The sequence below is a fragment of the Cryobacterium sp. M15 genome (assembly GCF_002929675.1).
GTDB lineage: Bacteria > Actinomycetota > Actinomycetes > Actinomycetales > Microbacteriaceae > Cryobacterium > Cryobacterium lyxosi.
Window position 1 is genome coordinate 181,809 of the sequence record NZ_PJJW01000035.1, and the last position, 15,698, is coordinate 197,506.

A 15,698-nucleotide genomic window follows, 5' to 3' on the forward strand; every position below is an offset into this window, starting at 1 on the left:
TAGCCTCGTGCCGGAGCTTCTCGTCACATCGCTTGCGAAGAGTTTGGATTTCTGGTGCGGTCTCGGCGGTTTCGAGGTGCAGTACGACCGCCCCGCTGACGGGTTTGCCTACATCGCGCGAGGCACGGCCCATGTGATGATCGAGCAGCGGGGCGAGGGCCGAAACTGGCTTCCGGGGGCGCTGGAGAGTCCCTTCGGCCGTGGTATCAACTTCCAGATCTCCGTGGCATCGATTGATCCGTTGGTGCGTGCCTTTCGCGAGGCCAGCTGGCCGCTCTTCATGGAGCCAGAGACGAAATGGTACCGAACGGGCGCTGGAGAGTCTGGCGTCGCTCAGTTTCTCGTGCAGGACCCGGATGGATATCTGATCCGTTTCCAGGCCTCGGTGGGCCGACGCCCGTGATCCCGGTAGTCTGCCCTGCGGTTGGCGATCACAGCGGGGAGCGGGAATCCAGCCACCTGCAGTAGCTTCGGTGCATGACCGAGCAGCAGCCCTATCAAATCGTGAAGAGTTACGACGATTTCGAGTTGCGCCGATACCCAGCGCATCTGGTGGCCGAGGTCATTACCGATGGCCCGTTCGAAGACGCTGGAAATCGTGCCTTCCGATATTTGTTCGCGTACATCACCGGAGCCAACCGCTCGCTCCAGAAAATCGCCATGACGGCGCCGGTAATACAAACGGATGCCGCAGAAAAGATCGCGATGACCGCGCCAGTGCTGCAGGAGAGCGTGGAAGATGCCTCTGGCGCAGCAGCCGGTGAACAATTCCGGGTCGCTTTTGTGCTCCCCAAAGACCTGACGGCCCAAACAGCGCCGGAACCCACGGACCCCGCCGTGCACCTGCGCACGGTACCCGCAAGCCTGGCCGGTGCACTCCGCTTCAGTGGACGCTGGAGTCAGACTCGTTATGAACAGCATCTTGACCAGTTACGCGGGGCGCTCGCCGCTGCCGGGTTCAGCGTCTTGGGGTCACCGAGATTCGCACGATTCGATCCGCCGTTCAAGCCGTGGTTTCTGCGCCGCAACGAGGTTTTGCTCGACGTCGAAGAGCCCGGCTGACCAGCGCTCGCCCTGCTGTCGCGGGATCCCTGTGCGCCTTGAGCTTGCTAGGAGTGTCATGAGAGGCGGGTGGGAGCCTCCGGGGTCGCCGTTAGTATAGGCAGGTACGCACGGGGGGTCGTTTGGCCAGTTCATGTCTCCGTGCCAACGTACACATCGTGCCAATTTGCAAGGAGACGCTGCCATGGAATGGCTCATCCCGGTTTTGATCGTTGTCGCACTCGTCGCCATTGTGGGTATCTACCTCTGGTCGACCTACAACTCCCTCGTAACGCTCAACGTGCGCGTCGACGAAGCCTGGAGCGACATCACGGTGATGCTCAAGCGCCGTGCCGACCTGTTGCCCAACCTGATCGAAACGGTCAAGGGCTACGCGGCGCACGAGAAGAGCGTATTTGAGAACGTGACCAAAGCGCGGGCCGAAACGCTCTCTGCCCAAGGCCCGGCCGACGCATCCGCTGCTGAGAACCACATGCAGACCGCGCTGAAGAGCATCTTCGCCGTCGCTGAGGCGTACCCGCAGCTGCAGGCCAGCCAGAACTACCTGCAACTGCAGGGTGCGATCGTCGACACCGAGGACAAGATCCAGGCTGCTCGCCGGTTCTACAACGGTGGCGTGCGTGAGATGAACACCAAGATCAAGGTCTTCCCCAACCACCTGTTCGCCGTCAACCTCGGGTTCACCGAACGCGAATTCTTTGAGGTGGCCGATTCCGCAGCGATTGCGGAGCCGCCCCGCGTACAGTTCTAACGGAGCACTAGATGTACAGCGCGATAGCTAAAAACAAACGCAACACTGTTTTTATTATGATTCTCTTCTTCGTGATCATCGCGGGGCTCGGCTGGCTGGCCAATGCTGTCTACGGCCGTGGCGGCTACGGCATTCTCATCGCCACGGTCGTCATCACCGCCCTGTACGTCATCATTCAGTACTACGCGGCGGGTCGCCAGGCCATCTCCATGAGCGGTGGCATCAGGGTCAACAGCCAGTCTGATCATCCCAGGCTGTGGCGTATCGTCGAGAACCTGTCGATCACGACCGGCACTCCGATGCCCGAGGTCTATATCATCAACGACCCGGCACCGAACGCGTTCGCCACCGGCCGCGACCCGAAACACGCGATCGTCGCCGCCACCACCGGACTGCTCGACATCATGGACGATTCCGAGCTTGAGGGCGTCATGGCCCACGAGATCGGCCATGTGCGCAACTACGACATTCGAGTGTCGATGGTCGTCTTCGGCCTCGTCGTGGCGATTGGTTTCATCTCCGATATGTTCCTGCGCATGGCGTTCTTCGGCCGCAATAACAACAACGGCAACCCCGTCGTCATGGTGTTCGGCCTCGTTGCCATGATCGTAGCTCCGCTCATCGCGACTGTGGTGCAGCTCGCCATCTCCCGCCAGCGCGAATACCTGGCGGATGCGACGAGCGCGTTGACGACGCGACACCCGGACGCCCTCGCCTCGGCGCTGGCCAAACTCGGCGAGTACGGTCGCCCGATGCAGAAGCAGAACAGCTCGATGGCGCACCTCTGGATCTCCGACCCGCTGAAGAAGGGTGCCATGGGCAAGCTGTTCGCGACGCACCCGCCGATCGCCGATCGCATTGAGCGCCTCACGGCCATGGGCAGCAAGTTCTGAGTCGGTGCGCAGCTGCACCGAGAGATTACGTGTGGTCTCGCGCGGAACGTTAGCGGGGGATTTTCAGCCAGGTCATGCCCCGCAGTTCGATGCAGAACCGATCGGGCGCCTGCACGATGGCCATGAGCACGTCGTCACAGTGCGCACAGCGAACGACGAGAGTGTCCGGTTCGGCGTAAACCATCGCACGCGCGAGAACCGACACGTCACCGCATCCGGAACAGCGAGCGGATGCGGTGGTCGGGTCGAACGTGAACAGGTCCGACAGGGGGCCCGCGAGGGCGTTCCCGTCGATGTGCTCGCCCATTACGCGCCTCCGAACCGTTCGGTCTTGACGCGGTCCGGTTCGTGCCCGAGGGCGACGAGCGCGGTCGCGACAGTCTCGACGAATCCGGTTGGCCCGCACACGAACACCGTCGGTGCCAGAGCGGCCGGAAAGCCATGGGCCTCCAGGTCGGCGGCGGTGATGCGCCCGGCGGGCCGGGAACATCCGTTCGGCGCGTGGCGAGTAAAGATCCAGGTCACCTCGAGGTTGGCCGACGGGGACTCGAGCTCAGCGCGGAAGAATGCGTCTAGTGGCGTGCGCACCGAGTAGAGCAGCCGGAACGGCGTCGTACTGCCGGATGCCTCGTGCGAGCGGATCATTGCCATCAGGGGAACGATCCCCGATCCGCCGCCGATGAGCTGCACGTTCTCGGCCTGCTGCGGCGTCCAGACGAACCAGCCGCCCAGGGGGCCGCGCAGCTCGAGTTCGTCGCCCTCGCGAAGCGTGTCAACCAGGTACGGTGACACCTCGCCGCTGGGCAGGCGGTCGACCGCGAGCTCGATCCGGTCACCGACACCGGCCGACGCCACGGAATAGGAGCGTACTGCGGTGTAGCCATTGGAAGCGGTCAGCCGCACATCAGTGTGCTGACCGGCGATGTTGCCGCCCCACCCGGGAACGTCGATCGTGATGCTGCGGCCCGACGCACTCTCCCGCCGGATCGAGGTCACGACGCCCACCTTCCAGTTGCCGATGCGGCCGTCGTCCCTGGCCTCACTCGTGCCCGTCACCAATAGCGCTGTTCGAGCCAGGGATCACCGTACATGTTGTAGCCGTTCTGCTCCCAGAACCCGGGTTCATCCTGGCTCTGCATTTCCAGACCCTGAATCCATTTGGCGCTTTTCCAGAAATACAGGTGGGGGATGAGCAGTCTCGCCGGACCGCCATGCTCCGGATCGAGCTTCTCACCGTCGAACTCAAGGGCAATCCAGGCCTGGCCACCCAGCAGGTCGGCGAGCGGAACATTTGTGGTGTACCCACCGTAGGAATGTGCCATCACGAACTTGTCGCTCGTTGTGACGTTCGCGAACAGGGTATCGAGAGAGACGCCCCGCCAGCTCGTACCGAGCTTAGACCAGCGAGTGACACAGTGAATATCGGTGTGGATATCCTCGATGGGCAGCGCGTGCAACTCGTCCCAGCTCCACGTGTGCAGGGTGTCTGAGTCCGTGCGGATGCTGAACTGCCAGTCGACGGTGTCGATGTGAGGGGTAGGCCCGGCGGACAGCACAGGGAAGTCTGCGGTGAGGTATTGCCCGGCCGGAAGGTCGGGGTTCGCTTCGCCACCGCGGCCGATGAAGCCACGAGAAATGACTGCCACAAGATGCTCCTTCGATTGCTGACCAGAATAACAGAGGGGGCGCAGCGGCCGCCAACTTCGCGGGCTGATCCGGGCTGGTCGACGGCACGGAGCCGGAGGCAGAAAAACGAATCCGGCCAGGCACCACGTGGACGGAAGCGAACCTAGTCCAGCTCCGCGGCGAGCCCCGCCGCGAGGTTACCGCGTGGCACCACGATGATCTCGTCGAGCCCCTGCCACGTGGCGGCCTCCCGCAGCACGAGTGCGAGCCTAGCGGCGGCATCCGCTGGTGACGATGGTTCAGCCCAGGCTGATTGCACCCGAAGCACGCCGGCCTGCCGGTCGTTTTTGAGGTCCACCCGGCCGACCACCGTGTCGCCGAGCAGAATCGGCAGCGAGTAGTAGCCGAACACACGCTTTGGCTCCGGAGTATAGATCTCGATGCGGTAATGAAAATCGAACAGGCGCAGGGCACGGGCGCGCTCCCAAACCACCGGGTCGAACGGTGACAAGACCGCCTGCGCGTCCATGCTGCGCGGCAGTCGGGCATCGCGGTGCAGCCAGGCCGCTCCCGGAGTGCGCCCCGTGCCCCAGCCGAGCACCTGTACCGGGATCAATTCGCCGGCCTCTTCGAGATCGCGGATCGCGACCAGGGTCGGTGCTGACTTCAGTCGAAAGTAATCGGCGAAATCTTTCATCGTGCCGATGCCGTGGGCCCGGGCCGATCGGCTGACCAACTCGCGATGGGCATCCGTACTCGAAATGCCCTGACCGAGTAACTCGGGGGAGAAGACCTGCTCGGGCAGGGCGTAGACCCGTTCGAAGCGGATGCGTCCGGCGCTGACCACGTCACCCCAGCGGAACAGCGTCTCCAGCCCGGTCTTCACGTCGGACCAGCCCCACCACGGCCCACGACGTTTGTTGGCATCGTGCTCGATCGCACTCGCGGGCATCGGCCCATTAGCGGCAAGCTCGGCTAGGAGCCAATCCAGCATCGGACGGTTGGCGTTCGACCAATCGTCGGTGTTTTGGGCTGAGCGGTCGCGAAAGTGCTGCATTCGCCAGTGGAACAGCGGCCACATCTCGACCGGCAGAAACGATGCCTCGTGCGCCCAATACTCTGTGAAGCGGGCCTCGCGGCCGGTGGTCAAACGGTCGAGCTGTGCCTTGTCGTAAGCGCCGAGCCGGCTGAATGCCGGCATATAGTGGCTGCGTTCGAAGACGTTGACCGAGTCGATCTGCAGCAGTTCGATCCGGTTGACGAGACCGGTGAGCTGACGGATTCCGATTGCCGTGGCGGTTCGTGAGCCGAACCCCTGAGCGGCCAATGCGATGCGGCGCGCCAGAGCGGGGGAGATGGTCTCTGGCATTGCTTCAATTCTAGCGGTCAGGGGTCTGAGCACGACGTATCCATAGTGGGTTGACCGTTGCCGCGTTCGCCGTTCCTTGACTCGTTGGCGTGTTGTTCGTCTGGAAGCTTGGGCCTGAAAGCGGCGGAGTCACCCTCCCCGTCATCGAAGCAGACACGCGCAAGCGCAGGGGCGATACCGAGTAGTAAATGTTGACAGTCAGGTGGGGCGGAAGCCGAAGCCGCGCGTAATCTGTGCGGTACGCCGGGCGGTCTTAGAATGAGCGAGTGAGCGAATCCACGGGCAGTCCAGGCGCGCGTGCGCAGCTGCGGCTGCGCCGCCGGCGTGTAGCCGTCCGAGCGCGCGAGAGCACCGATCAGTCCGGATCCGATCTCGGCGCTGCGCCGGTCGAGCTGGTGGCCGCGACGCCTGCCCTCAATGGCGTTGATGAGAACCTGCCGGCCGGCATCCGCTTGGCTGGAGCCTGGTCTTGGCGGCTGATTGTGGTCGCCGCGGCCATTGCGATTTTGATCTTTCTCGTCATTCAGCTGCGCCTCATCGTCATTCCCCTGCTCGTCGCCGTGCTCGTATCGGCCCTGCTGATTCCCTTCGTGGCCTTTCTGGTGCGGCACCACTGGCCGAAGGGTGTGGCCGTGGCCGTGGCGATGCTGGGTACGCTGGTGCTTGTCGCCGGGCTGGTCACGCTGGCATCCACGCAGATAGCCGAGGGTACTGTCGGTTTGAGCGATCGCCTTACCGCGAGTTTTGACAGTCTCAAATCGGTGCTCGCGGCGTCTCCTCTGCAATTGTCGGATACCGAGATCACCAACTATCTGCAGCAGGGCTGGATCGCGATCCAGAATGACAGCGCCGTGTTCATCAGCGGTGCCCTCTCGGTAGGGACAACCCTGGGGCACTTGCTGACCGGGCTTTTGCTCGCGCTGTTCAGTTTGCTGTTCATCCTCATCGATGGCAAGGCGATCTGGGGCTGGATTGTACGATTCTTTCCCCTGCGCGCCCGCGCTGCCGTCGATGGCGCCGGTATCGCCGGTTGGACTACGCTCGGCAACTTCGCCCGCGTGCAGATTCTGGTCGCCTCCATCGACGCGGTCGGCATTGGCGTCGGTGCCGCCCTGCTCGGCGTGCCGATGGCCATACCGATTGGAATCTTGGTGTTCCTCGGCTCGTTCATCCCCATTGTCGGTGCCGTTGCCACCGGTTCCGTCGCCGTCATCATCGCCCTCATCTTCAATAACTGGGCCGTCGCCCTCGCCATGCTCGGCGTCGTACTGCTCGTGCAGCAGGTCGAAGGACACGTTCTGCAGCCGCTCATCATGGGAACAGCCGTCAAGGTGCATCCGCTGGCCGTCGTGCTGGTCGTCGCATCCGGTGCCCTGCTCGCCGGAATCCCCGGTGCTCTGTTCGCCGTGCCCGTCGCCGCCGTGTTGAACGCGATGACCAGCTACATCGCTGGCGGCGCGTGGCGCTCCAATCCACCCGCTGCAGTGCCGACGAGAGGTTCGGTGCTGTGGCAGACGGTACCGCAAAGCCGACCGGGCTATCGCTCCGGCACTGCGCTGGCCCGCACGGCCCGGGTTCGTCCCCGGAGCATCCCGACGACCGGTGGCGGATCCCCCCGCAGCACGCCCTCAGCTTTTAGCGCACCTGGCGCCCAGCACGACAGTTCGGAGAACTAAGACATGCCCGAGACCACCCTTGTTGCACCCACCCTCGCTGAATTCGAGGCCGCGCGCGCGGTCGTCGCGAAGGTCGCCGATGTGACCCCGATGGAGAGTTCGCGGTACCTCGCCGACGTGCTGGGGGCGCCGGTATACCTCAAGTGTGAGAACCTGCAACGCACCGGCTCGTACAAAATTCGGGGCGCCTACAATCGGCTGTCCAAGCTCACCGACGAGGAGAAAGCTCGTGGCGTCGTCGCGGCCTCGGCCGGCAACCACGCCCAGGGCGTGGCCTTCGCCGCCCGGGAGCTCGGCATCAAAGCCACCATCTTCATGCCGGTCGGCGTAGCGCTGCCCAAGTTGTCGGCGACGCGTGACTACGGGGCCGAGGTGATTTTGCGCGGTACGACCGTCACCGAACCACTCCTTGCCGCGGCCGAATACGCGCGCGAGACCGGCGCGATCCTCATACCGCCGTTCGATCACGTGGATGTCGTCACCGGGCAGGGCACGCTGGGCCTGGAAATCCTCGATCAGGTTCCTGATCTCGAAACGGTCATCGTCCCCATCGGGGGCGGTGGGCTCATCTCCGGCGTGGCCAGTGCGCTCAAGCAGCGTGCCGCACGCGAGGGGCGTGTCATCCGGGTTATCGGAGTGCAGGCGGAAAATGCGGCCGCCTACCCACCCTCGCTCGAGGCCGGGGAACCCACGATGATCAGCATCCTGCCGACCATCGCTGACGGCATCGCCGTTGCCATGCCAGGATTGCTCAACTTCGAGATCGTGCGTGACGCCGTTGATGAGATCGTCACCGTCAGCGAAGACGACACCGCGCGGGCGCTGCTGGTGCTGCTCGAACGCGCCAAACTCGTCGTCGAACCCGCTGGAGCAGTGGCGGTTGCCGCGATTCTGGCCGGAAAAATCACCCCGACCGGGCCGACAGTGGCCATCCTCTCGGGTGGCAACATCGACCCGCTGCTCATGCAGCGCGTGATCAGCCACGGTCTCGCGGCGTCGGGACGGTACCTCACGCTGCGCATCATGCTGCCGGACCGCCCGGGCCAGTTGGCCCGCATCTCCGAGCTGCTCGCCGAGGCCACCGCCAACGTCATCGAGGTACTGCACACACGGCACGGGGCTGGACTGCGCATCAGCGAGGTCGAACTCGACGTCAGCGTCGAAACGCGCGGGCCCGAGCATCGCCAGCATGTCGTCGACACGCTGCGGGCCGCCGGCTACGACCCCCAGATCGACTAGCCGCCCGCTTTCGGGCGCCCGTCAACAATCGGAGCATAACTCCTGCACTTAGTGATGGTTTCCAAGCGGATGCCCAAAATTCCGGGTAACTTTTTGGCCGCGGCGGCAAATTGCAGGAGTTATGGTGCGGGGGCCGGTTGCACGGTTGCACGGGTGACGGTGCGGGTGATGGTGATGGTGGGGGGTCAGGCTCCGGTGAACGTCTCTACGTTGGTGACGTGCACGGTGATTTCCTTGCCGTTCGGCGTGGTGTAGCTCGTCTTCGCGCCAACCTTGAGTCCGATGATGGCTGCACCGAGCGGGCTTTGCTCGCTGAACACATCAAGGTCGCTGTTAGCGCCGATTTCGCGGCTGCCGATGAGAAAACGACTTTCATCACCGGCGATTGTTGCGGTAATGACCGTGCCGGGAACGACGACGCCGTTACTCTCGGGAGCATGGCCGACTTCGGCGGTGCGCAGCAGCACGGTGAGAGTGCGGATGCGCGCCTCCATCTTGCCCTGCTCTTCTTTCGCCGCGTGGTAGCCGGCGTTCTCCTTGAGGTCGCCTTCTTCGCGGGCGGACTCGATCTTCTTCGCGATGTCGCCCCGGCCGAAATTGCTCAGTGTCGCCAGTTCCGCTGCGAGGCGGTCGTGGGCCTCCTGAGTTAGCCAAGTGACCGTTGTCTCGGTACTCACGAGTGATCTCCTTTATTACGCTCGAGCGAAGAAAGGCCGGTGAGGCTGCGCGAACATAGCCGACACCCCAACGATTGCCGGGGCGAATACGTCAGTTTAGGTCAGCCAGCACTGGTAAATCAAACCCGTGTTGCTCAGGTCTGTGGTGCGCAGAATCTCGGTAAACGACCGGTTGTACAGCGTCGATGCCGGCAGATCGATGATCTTCCAGCCGACCACAGAGTAGCTCTCGTTGAGCGCCTGTACGGCGCAACTCGCTGTCCGGTTCACCGGCAGCGCCACCTCGAATGTCACGCTGACACTGTGCGCGTCGATAATGGTGTGGCCGATATCGCGCGCTTCGATTTGAGTGGATGCCCCGTCCAGACCGGTCCACACCACCCACGCCCCCAGCACCAGAACAAAAATACCGCCCAGTCCCCAGAGAATTCGGCGGTCCCGTTTCTTGCGGGTGGGCGTACGACCGTAGCGTGATTGAATCACGGCACTCTCGATGGGCGCTGGCACGCCCGAGACAGCTGATTCGTCGAGGCGGTAGGGCTCACGGCTCGACTGGACTCCGGTGGACGTGCTGTTGACGGGCACTGGTGATTTCACACTTTCCATGGAGCGATTAGGCTTGGTCTTTAGGTTATCTAGCCTAAGGTTATCCGGCATTCCTGAGGAGTATGGTGACGCTGCGACTGATGGCTGTACATGCCCATCCCGACGACGAATCGAGCAAGGGCGCGGCTACATACGCCTACTACCGCAGCCTCGGCGCTGAGGTGCTCATCGTGAGTTGCACTGGTGGCGAGCGTGGAAGCATTCTCAATCCCGCTTTTGCCGGCCATGCGATGGCCGAACGAGACATATCAGGCTTACGCCGCCTGGAGATGCAGGGCGCACAGCAGGCACTCGGCGTGCAGCACCGCTGGCTTGGCTTCGAAGACTCCGGCATGAACGAGGATAAGTCCGTGCCGCCGAACTCCTTCGCCGACATTCCGCTGGAGCATTCGGCCGAACCCCTCGTCACTCTCGTGCGTGAGTTTCGCCCCCAGGTGCTGATCACCTACGACGAAAACGGCGGCTACCCGCACCCAGACCACATCCGCTGTCACGAGGTCTCCCTGGAAGCATTTCGCGCGGCCGCCGACCCTGACCGGTACCCGGATTCGGGAGCGCCCTGGCAGATCGGCAAGCTCTATTACGACCGCATCTTCAACCTTGAGCGCATCGACGCGATGTACCTCGCGCTCAGCGTGGCCGAGCCGGATTCTCCGCTTCTGGAACCGCTCGAGGCGGCGCGGGAGCGCATGGAAGATTATCCTAAGCTCGCCACCACCCATGTTCCGGCCGGGGATTTTCTCGACGTACGCGATGCGGCCCTGCGCTCGCACGCGAGCCAGGTCTCGCCCGACAGCAGCTTCTTCTTCTGGCCCAATGATTTGGTACGCGAGGCCTGGCCGTACGAAGACTTCCAACTTGTCGAATCGAAAGTAGACACCGAAATGCCCGAATCTGATCTCTTCGCCGGAATCCAGGACGACAAATGATCGTGTCACTCAATGCCTCGATCAACGTCGTGCTCGCCGTCACACCGACCCCCGACCCCAACTTCGATCCGAACACCGTCACACCGGGTGTCATCGGGTTCGTGGTTTTCTTCCTCATCGCGGCAGCGACAGTGCTGTTGTGCTTGGACGTCGTGCGTCGCATCCGTCGCACCACGTACCGGGCTGAGATCAGAGAACGGCTCCAAGCGGAACAGGCGGAGCGCGACGCCGACGAGATCGCTCCGAACGACAAGCCCGAGTAGCAGCGCTCTACGGGTAGAGCGGATGCCTGGCGATCAGTAGAATCGCTGCGAAATGACAGAGGAACGCCACCACCGTGAGGGTGTGGAAGATCTCGTGGAAGCCGAACACGCCCGGAATCGGGTTGGGCTTCTTCAGCCCGTAGATGACCGCGCCGACCGTGTAGCAGAGTCCGCCGATCAGAATCAACGTCATCATGGGGGCGTTGGCCTGAAAGAAGTCCACGATGAACAACAGTGCACCGTAGCCGAGCACCAGGTAGAGCGGCACGTACAGCCAGCGCGGAGCGTGGATCCAGAACACCCGAAAGATAATGCCGAGTCCGGCGCCGCCCCAGACCAGCCAGAGCAGGAGCGTCGCCTTCGCTGGCGGCAGCGCGAGCACGGTGATCGGCGTGTACGAACCGGCGATCAACAGAAATATGTTGGCGTGGTCGATGCGCTTGAGCATGATGCGAGTGCGCGGCTGCCAGTTGAAGCGGTGGTAGAGCGCCGAATTGCCGAACAGCAGCATCGAGCTGAGCACGAACACGGCAGAGCTGATCTTGGCCGCTGACCCCTCGGCGAGCACGAGCAGCACGATGCCGGCCACGATCGTCACGGGAAAAGTGCCGGCGTGGATCCAGCCGCGCCAGGTCGGTTTGACGTCCTCCGGATGGGTGTCAGCCGCCTCGATCAGTGGCAGATTGGGGATATCGTGCTCGGTGGCCATGCTGCAAGGATACGACAGGGCACGGTCGAAGTGCCGCGAACGCTCGCCGGAGTGGACTAGCGTAACTGTGTGCAGAAACCCCAAGTCCCCTCAGCGCGCGGCCTCCTCTACAGGCTGTATCAGCGCCGGCTGAGGCGCGGACTCACGCCGGAGCACCTGCCCCGTCACGTCGCCATGATCATCGACGGCAACAGGCGCTGGGCCAGGCAACTGGGGTTTCAGACGGCTGCACACGGGCATCGAGCCGGTGCCGCAAAGATGCGCGAATTTTTGGAATGGTGCGACGACCTCAAAATTTCGGTCGTCACCCTGTACCTGCTCTCCTCCGACAACCTCACCCAGCGGCCGGCTGATGAACTCGCCGATCTGATCGAAATCATCGCCGATTTGGCCGAAGAGCTCTCGCACTATCGCGATTGGCGGGTGCAGCAGATGGGGTCCAAGGCTGGCCTGCCCCTTTCGCTCGTCGCAGCGCTCGATGCAGCGGACGCCCGCACCAGCGAGCATAAGGGACTGCACGTGAATCTCGCGGTCGGCTACGGCGGGCGCACTGAGATCACCGATGCGATGCGCAGCATTGTCGCCACCCACCACGCGCACGGCGGAACGTTGGAGGACCTCGCGGAGACCCTCACGCCGGAGCTGATCGGCCAGCACCTCTATACCGGTGGTCAGCCCGACCCCGACCTCGTCATCCGCACCTCGGGCGAGCAGCGGCTGAGCGACTTTATGCTGTGGCAGAGCGCGCATAGTGAATTTTACTTCGTCGAAGCCCTCGGACCCGACCTGCGTCAGATCGATTTCCTGCGTGCTCTTCGCGATTTTTCCCGGCGCCAGCGTCGGTTCGGCGGGTAGCCCGGGGCACGGGGGAGAACGGCGGGGGATATTTGTTTGACAACCGATTGGACCTGCATGAATTCGCTCCAGAACTTCACCGATGGCTTTCGTAACGAGCCCGGTTACCTCGACTTCGGTCGGGTCGGCCCACTGTCCGAGGTCGTCATGGCAGAGATCCTCGGCCAGAATGAGGTCTTGTCCCGCGCCCGATTCGGCAGCCTCGATCACCTGGCTGAGCAGGATTTGCGTGCCCGCACCGCGGTATCCGCTCTCACCGGTTTTACCCCCGACCAGGTTGTGCTGCAGCCCAACACCAGCTCGGGCCTGATGCAGGCCATGTTCGGTCTGACCGGTTCCGTGCTGCTGTCGGCTGCCGACTTTCCCAGCGTGCCGTTTGCGGCGGTCCGGGCTGCTGAGACCTTGCACGTGGTCACCCCAGTGTGGCTGGAGACCGTGCGGGGTCGCGTCACTCCCGGCCAGATCCGCGACCAGCTCACCCCCGCCGTCGCGGCTGTCGCGGTGTGTCTCGTCGATTCCCGCACGGGCTATCGCGCCGACCTCGACGGTATCCGACAGGTGATCGGCGATCGCCTGCTCATTGTTGACGCGATCCAGGGCTTCGGCGTCGTTGACGCAGCCTTTGAGGCAGCGGATGTCGTCGCTTCCGGTGGGCAGAAATGGACGCGGGCCGGTTGGGGCACCGGTTTTCTGGCCCTGAGTGAGCGGGCTCTCGAACGCCTCGTTCCGGTCTACTCCGGCTATGTCGGCACCGACACCGCTGAGCCCTGGGACGAGGTCACCCCGCCCAGCCACAGCGCCAGGGCTTTTCGGGTGACCAACGGTGACTCCGTCGCGCAGGCGCGGTTCGCGGCAGCCTTGGAGCAGACCGCTGATGTCGGCGTCGACGTCATCCAGGCGGCCATGAATGACAACGTCTCTCAAATAATTGAACTCGTCGACGAATTCGTCATCGATCTCGTCTCGCCCCGCGATGTTCGGGAGCGCGCGGGCCTCGTTGTACTCGAACCGCCGGCTGAACTGCTCACCACACTCGTGGCGAGCCTGCACAACCACGGTATTTCGGCCACCATGCGCGATACCACGGTGCGGCTGAGCGTGCACGCGGCCCTCGACCCCGACACGGTGACTATGTTGAGGGGGGCCCTCACCGCGTACGCTCTCACCGCCACGTACTAGCATTCTGCAGCGCAGACCGATCGTCTGTCCCAACGTAAGGTGAACGACAGATTTTGGTGGGCGTGTCGGGTTTCTTTTTGCGCCGGTAGGTCGTAGCGTCGCTTTCATCAGGTACGGCACCTGATCGAGACGGCCATATAAGTACGGCTCGAGAATTGCTTGATGGCCAGCTCGCCAAAGTGATCCGCGTCCGTGTGACGCAGGGTAGGAGTGGCTGTGACCGCTAATCGAACCGACCTGAACGCGACTGACCGGGTGGAGGTATCCGCTTCCCAAACCGAGCGCACCTTTGTGTTGGACACCTCGGTGCTTCTGTCAGATCCCAAAGCAATCTTTCGCTTTGCCGAGCATGCCGTTGTGTTGCCCGTGGTGGTGATCAGTGAACTGGAATCCAAGCGCAATGACCCGGAGATCGGGTATTTTGCGCGGCAGGCGTTGCGCAATCTCGATGAACTGCGGCTCAAGCATGAGCGCCTCGACTTTCCGATTCCGGTCGGCGATGGCGGTAGTTTGCGGGTGGAACTCAACCACTCCAATATGTCGGTGCTGCCATCTGGCCTGCAATTGGGTGACAACGATTCGCGCATTCTGGCCGTGGCCCTCAACCTGGCCAATGACGGAATGACCGTGACCGTCGTCTCCAAGGACCTGCCGCTGCGGGTGAAGGCAGCTTCTCTCGGCCTCGCTGCCGATGAGTACCGGCACGAACTCGCCGTTGATTCCGGCTGGACCGGCATGGACGAGATCACCCTCAGCGCCGAGCAGATGAGCGTGCTCTATGACAAAGAGATGCTGGACTCCCGCGCGGTGCAGGACATGCCAATCAACACGGGCCTGGTCATTCACTCCGACCGCGGGTCGGCCCTCGGCCGGGTGACCAGCCGGGGCACGCTCAAGCTTGTGCGCGGCGACCGTGACGTCTTTGGACTGCACGGCCGGTCAGCGGAGCAACGGCTGGCCATTGACCTGCTGCTCGACCCGGAGATCGGCATTCTCTCGCTCGGCGGGCGTGCTGGAACGGGGAAGTCCGCGCTCGCTCTCTGCGCGGGCCTGGAGGCCGTGCTGGAACGCCAGCAGTACCGCAAGATCATGGTCTTCCGTCCGCTCTACGCGGTCGGCGGCCAGGACCTCGGCTTTCTGCCCGGCGACCAGGGCGAGAAAATGGGGCCGTGGGCGCAGGCGGTATTCGACACACTCGGCGCGATCGTGTCGGAGAATGTGGTCGAGGAGGTGATGGAGCGCGGCATCCTCGAAGTGCTCCCGCTCACCCACATTCGCGGCCGTTCACTGCACGACGCCTTCGTGATCGTCGACGAGGCGCAGTCGCTCGAGCGCAACGTGCTGCTGACCGTGCTGAGTCGCATCGGTCAGAACTCGCGCGTGGTGCTCACTCACGACGTCGCCCAGCGCGACAATCTACGGGTCGGTCGCTTCGACGGCGTGGCCAGCGTGATCGAAACGCTGAAAGGCCATCCACTGTTCGCGCATATGACCCTGACCCGGTCGGAGCGCAGCGCGATCGCAGCGCTGGTGACGGAAATGTTGGAGGGTAACGAAGTTATGTAGTCGGTGGGGAGCGGATGTTTTCAGCTCGCGTGATCTCGCTAGCCGCCGCAGTGACAGATCATTCGCCCCCGCCCTTCAGGCTTTCTCCCCGCTTCGACAGTGCACCTGCCGGACACTCGTAACACTGGCGCTCAAAATGCCGGCGCCCACCGATACGAAGCGGGGCCTGCGCGGCCGGCTTCTGGCTCCGCAGGCCCCGTTCCTAGCGCTAACTCCGGTGTGCGGCGCGGTTGAGGTTTGTTGCGTCTTCGAGGGATAGTTCGGAGTCGGCGAAGGTTTGGTCGTCTGCGAATGATTT

General features: G+C 63.3%; 18 protein-coding genes. 11 read left to right on the forward strand and 7 right to left on the reverse strand.

Annotated features, from left to right (window positions below; genetic code table 11):
* The first annotated feature begins 7 nt into the window (after positions 1-7).
* From CXY83_RS07425 to CXY83_RS07440, 4 genes are all read left to right on the forward strand, one after another.
* Positions 8-403: a VOC family protein gene (locus tag CXY83_RS07425; protein ID WP_199184917.1), complete on the forward strand. Its 396-nt coding sequence runs from the start codon at positions 8-10 to the stop codon at positions 401-403.
* Positions 404-477: 74 nt separating this feature from the next.
* Positions 478-1,062, forward strand: coding sequence for a heme-binding protein (locus tag CXY83_RS07430; RefSeq protein WP_104196728.1), 585 nt, complete (start codon positions 478-480; stop codon positions 1,060-1,062).
* 184 nt (positions 1,063-1,246) lie between these two features.
* Entirely contained in the window at positions 1,247-1,813 is a 567-nt protein-coding gene (locus CXY83_RS07435; protein ID WP_092108227.1) for a LemA family protein, read from the forward strand.
* An 11-nt stretch (positions 1,814-1,824) separates the two neighbouring features.
* Complete coding sequence (locus CXY83_RS07440) at positions 1,825-2,706, forward strand: M48 family metalloprotease (protein WP_104196729.1); 882 nt, start codon at positions 1,825-1,827, stop codon at positions 2,704-2,706.
* Between the two features lie 49 nt (positions 2,707-2,755).
* Here CXY83_RS07440 and CXY83_RS07445 read toward each other — a convergent pair whose 3' ends face one another.
* The 4 genes from CXY83_RS07445 to CXY83_RS07460 form a co-directional block, all read right to left on the reverse strand.
* Positions 2,756-3,013 (reverse strand): DUF6510 family protein, encoded by a 258-nt coding sequence (locus CXY83_RS07445; RefSeq protein WP_104196730.1) that lies wholly within the window; start codon positions 3,011-3,013, stop codon positions 2,756-2,758.
* Positions 3,013-3,762 (reverse strand): ferredoxin reductase, encoded by a 750-nt coding sequence (locus CXY83_RS07450; protein ID WP_233200674.1) that lies wholly within the window; start codon positions 3,760-3,762, stop codon positions 3,013-3,015. Before CXY83_RS07450 ends, CXY83_RS07445 begins: the two co-directional genes overlap by 1 nt.
* Entirely contained in the window at positions 3,759-4,352 is a 594-nt protein-coding gene (locus CXY83_RS07455) for a sulfite oxidase-like oxidoreductase (RefSeq protein WP_104196731.1), read from the reverse strand. Before CXY83_RS07455 ends, CXY83_RS07450 begins: the two co-directional genes overlap by 4 nt.
* 143 nt (positions 4,353-4,495) lie before the next feature.
* Positions 4,496-5,701, reverse strand: a complete 1,206-nt coding sequence (locus CXY83_RS07460; RefSeq protein WP_104196732.1) for a winged helix-turn-helix domain-containing protein — start codon at positions 5,699-5,701, stop codon at positions 4,496-4,498.
* Positions 5,702-5,967: 266 nt separating this feature from the next.
* Here CXY83_RS07460 and CXY83_RS07465 point away from each other — a divergent pair, with 266 nt between their 5' ends.
* On the forward strand, positions 5,968-7,377 hold the full coding sequence (locus CXY83_RS07465) for an AI-2E family transporter (RefSeq protein WP_233200676.1): 1,410 nt from the start codon (positions 5,968-5,970) through the stop codon (positions 7,375-7,377).
* 3 nt (positions 7,378-7,380) lie between these two features.
* A complete protein-coding gene (ilvA, locus tag CXY83_RS07470; RefSeq protein WP_104196733.1) occupies positions 7,381-8,616 on the forward strand; it encodes a threonine ammonia-lyase in 1,236 nt (411 codons plus the stop codon).
* Between the two features lie 185 nt (positions 8,617-8,801).
* Here ilvA and greA read toward each other — a convergent pair whose 3' ends face one another.
* Positions 8,802-9,293, reverse strand: a complete 492-nt coding sequence (gene greA / locus CXY83_RS07475; RefSeq protein ID WP_104126126.1) for a transcription elongation factor GreA — start codon at positions 9,291-9,293, stop codon at positions 8,802-8,804.
* A gap of 96 nt (positions 9,294-9,389) precedes the next feature.
* On the reverse strand, positions 9,390-9,899 hold the full coding sequence (locus CXY83_RS07480; RefSeq protein ID WP_158251857.1) for a DUF4307 domain-containing protein: 510 nt from the start codon (positions 9,897-9,899) through the stop codon (positions 9,390-9,392).
* 80 nt (positions 9,900-9,979) lie between these two features.
* Here CXY83_RS07480 and mca point away from each other — a divergent pair, with 80 nt between their 5' ends.
* A complete protein-coding gene (gene mca, locus CXY83_RS07485) occupies positions 9,980-10,828 on the forward strand; it encodes a mycothiol conjugate amidase Mca (RefSeq protein ID WP_104196762.1) in 849 nt (282 codons plus the stop codon).
* A complete protein-coding gene (locus tag CXY83_RS07490) occupies positions 10,825-11,091 on the forward strand; it encodes a hypothetical protein (protein ID WP_104196735.1) in 267 nt (88 codons plus the stop codon). Before mca ends, CXY83_RS07490 begins: the two co-directional genes overlap by 4 nt.
* 7 nt (positions 11,092-11,098) lie before the next feature.
* Here the strand turns inward: CXY83_RS07490 and CXY83_RS07495 are convergent, their stop codons facing one another.
* Entirely contained in the window at positions 11,099-11,800 is a 702-nt protein-coding gene (locus CXY83_RS07495; RefSeq protein WP_104196736.1) for a hemolysin III family protein, read from the reverse strand.
* Positions 11,801-11,869: 69 nt separating this feature from the next.
* On the opposite strand from CXY83_RS07495, the gene CXY83_RS07500 reads away from it, so the two are divergent.
* The 3 genes from CXY83_RS07500 (at position 11,870) to CXY83_RS07510 (ending at position 15,400) form a co-directional block, all read left to right on the forward strand.
* Positions 11,870-12,655 carry an isoprenyl transferase gene (locus CXY83_RS07500; protein WP_104196737.1) on the forward strand — a complete coding sequence of 262 codons (786 nt, stop codon included), beginning with the start codon at positions 11,870-11,872 and terminating at the stop codon, positions 12,653-12,655.
* A 57-nt stretch (positions 12,656-12,712) separates the two neighbouring features.
* Complete coding sequence (locus CXY83_RS07505) at positions 12,713-13,834, forward strand: aminotransferase class V-fold PLP-dependent enzyme (protein ID WP_104196738.1); 1,122 nt, start codon at positions 12,713-12,715, stop codon at positions 13,832-13,834.
* Between the two features lie 216 nt (positions 13,835-14,050).
* Complete coding sequence (locus tag CXY83_RS07510; protein ID WP_369831136.1) at positions 14,051-15,400, forward strand: PhoH family protein; 1,350 nt, start codon at positions 14,051-14,053, stop codon at positions 15,398-15,400.
* The last annotated feature ends 298 nt before the right edge of the window (positions 15,401-15,698 follow it).

Excerpts from the sequence above, each read along its gene's own strand:
- CXY83_RS07440 (WP_104196729.1), top strand. The coding sequence starts at position 1,825 with ATGTACAGCGCGATAGCTAAAAACAAACGCAACACTGTTTTTATTATG.
- CXY83_RS07445 (WP_104196730.1), bottom strand. The coding sequence starts at position 3,013 with ATGGGCGAGCACATCGACGGGAACGCCCTCGCGGGCCCCCTGTCGGAC.
- mca (WP_104196762.1), top strand. The coding sequence starts at position 9,980 with ATGGCTGTACATGCCCATCCCGACGACGAATCGAGCAAGGGCGCGGCT.
- CXY83_RS07480 (WP_158251857.1), bottom strand. The coding sequence starts at position 9,899 with ATGGAAAGTGTGAAATCACCAGTGCCCGTCAACAGCACGTCCACCGGA.
- CXY83_RS07505 (WP_104196738.1), top strand. The coding sequence starts at position 12,713 with ATGAATTCGCTCCAGAACTTCACCGATGGCTTTCGTAACGAGCCCGGT.
- CXY83_RS07490 (WP_104196735.1), top strand. The coding sequence starts at position 10,825 with ATGATCGTGTCACTCAATGCCTCGATCAACGTCGTGCTCGCCGTCACA.
- CXY83_RS07430 (WP_104196728.1), top strand. The coding sequence starts at position 478 with ATGACCGAGCAGCAGCCCTATCAAATCGTGAAGAGTTACGACGATTTC.
- CXY83_RS07435 (WP_092108227.1), top strand. The coding sequence starts at position 1,247 with ATGGAATGGCTCATCCCGGTTTTGATCGTTGTCGCACTCGTCGCCATT.
- ilvA (WP_104196733.1), top strand. The coding sequence starts at position 7,381 with ATGCCCGAGACCACCCTTGTTGCACCCACCCTCGCTGAATTCGAGGCC.
- CXY83_RS07495 (WP_104196736.1), bottom strand. The coding sequence starts at position 11,800 with ATGGCCACCGAGCACGATATCCCCAATCTGCCACTGATCGAGGCGGCT.
- CXY83_RS07460 (WP_104196732.1), bottom strand. The coding sequence starts at position 5,701 with ATGCCAGAGACCATCTCCCCCGCTCTGGCGCGCCGCATCGCATTGGCC.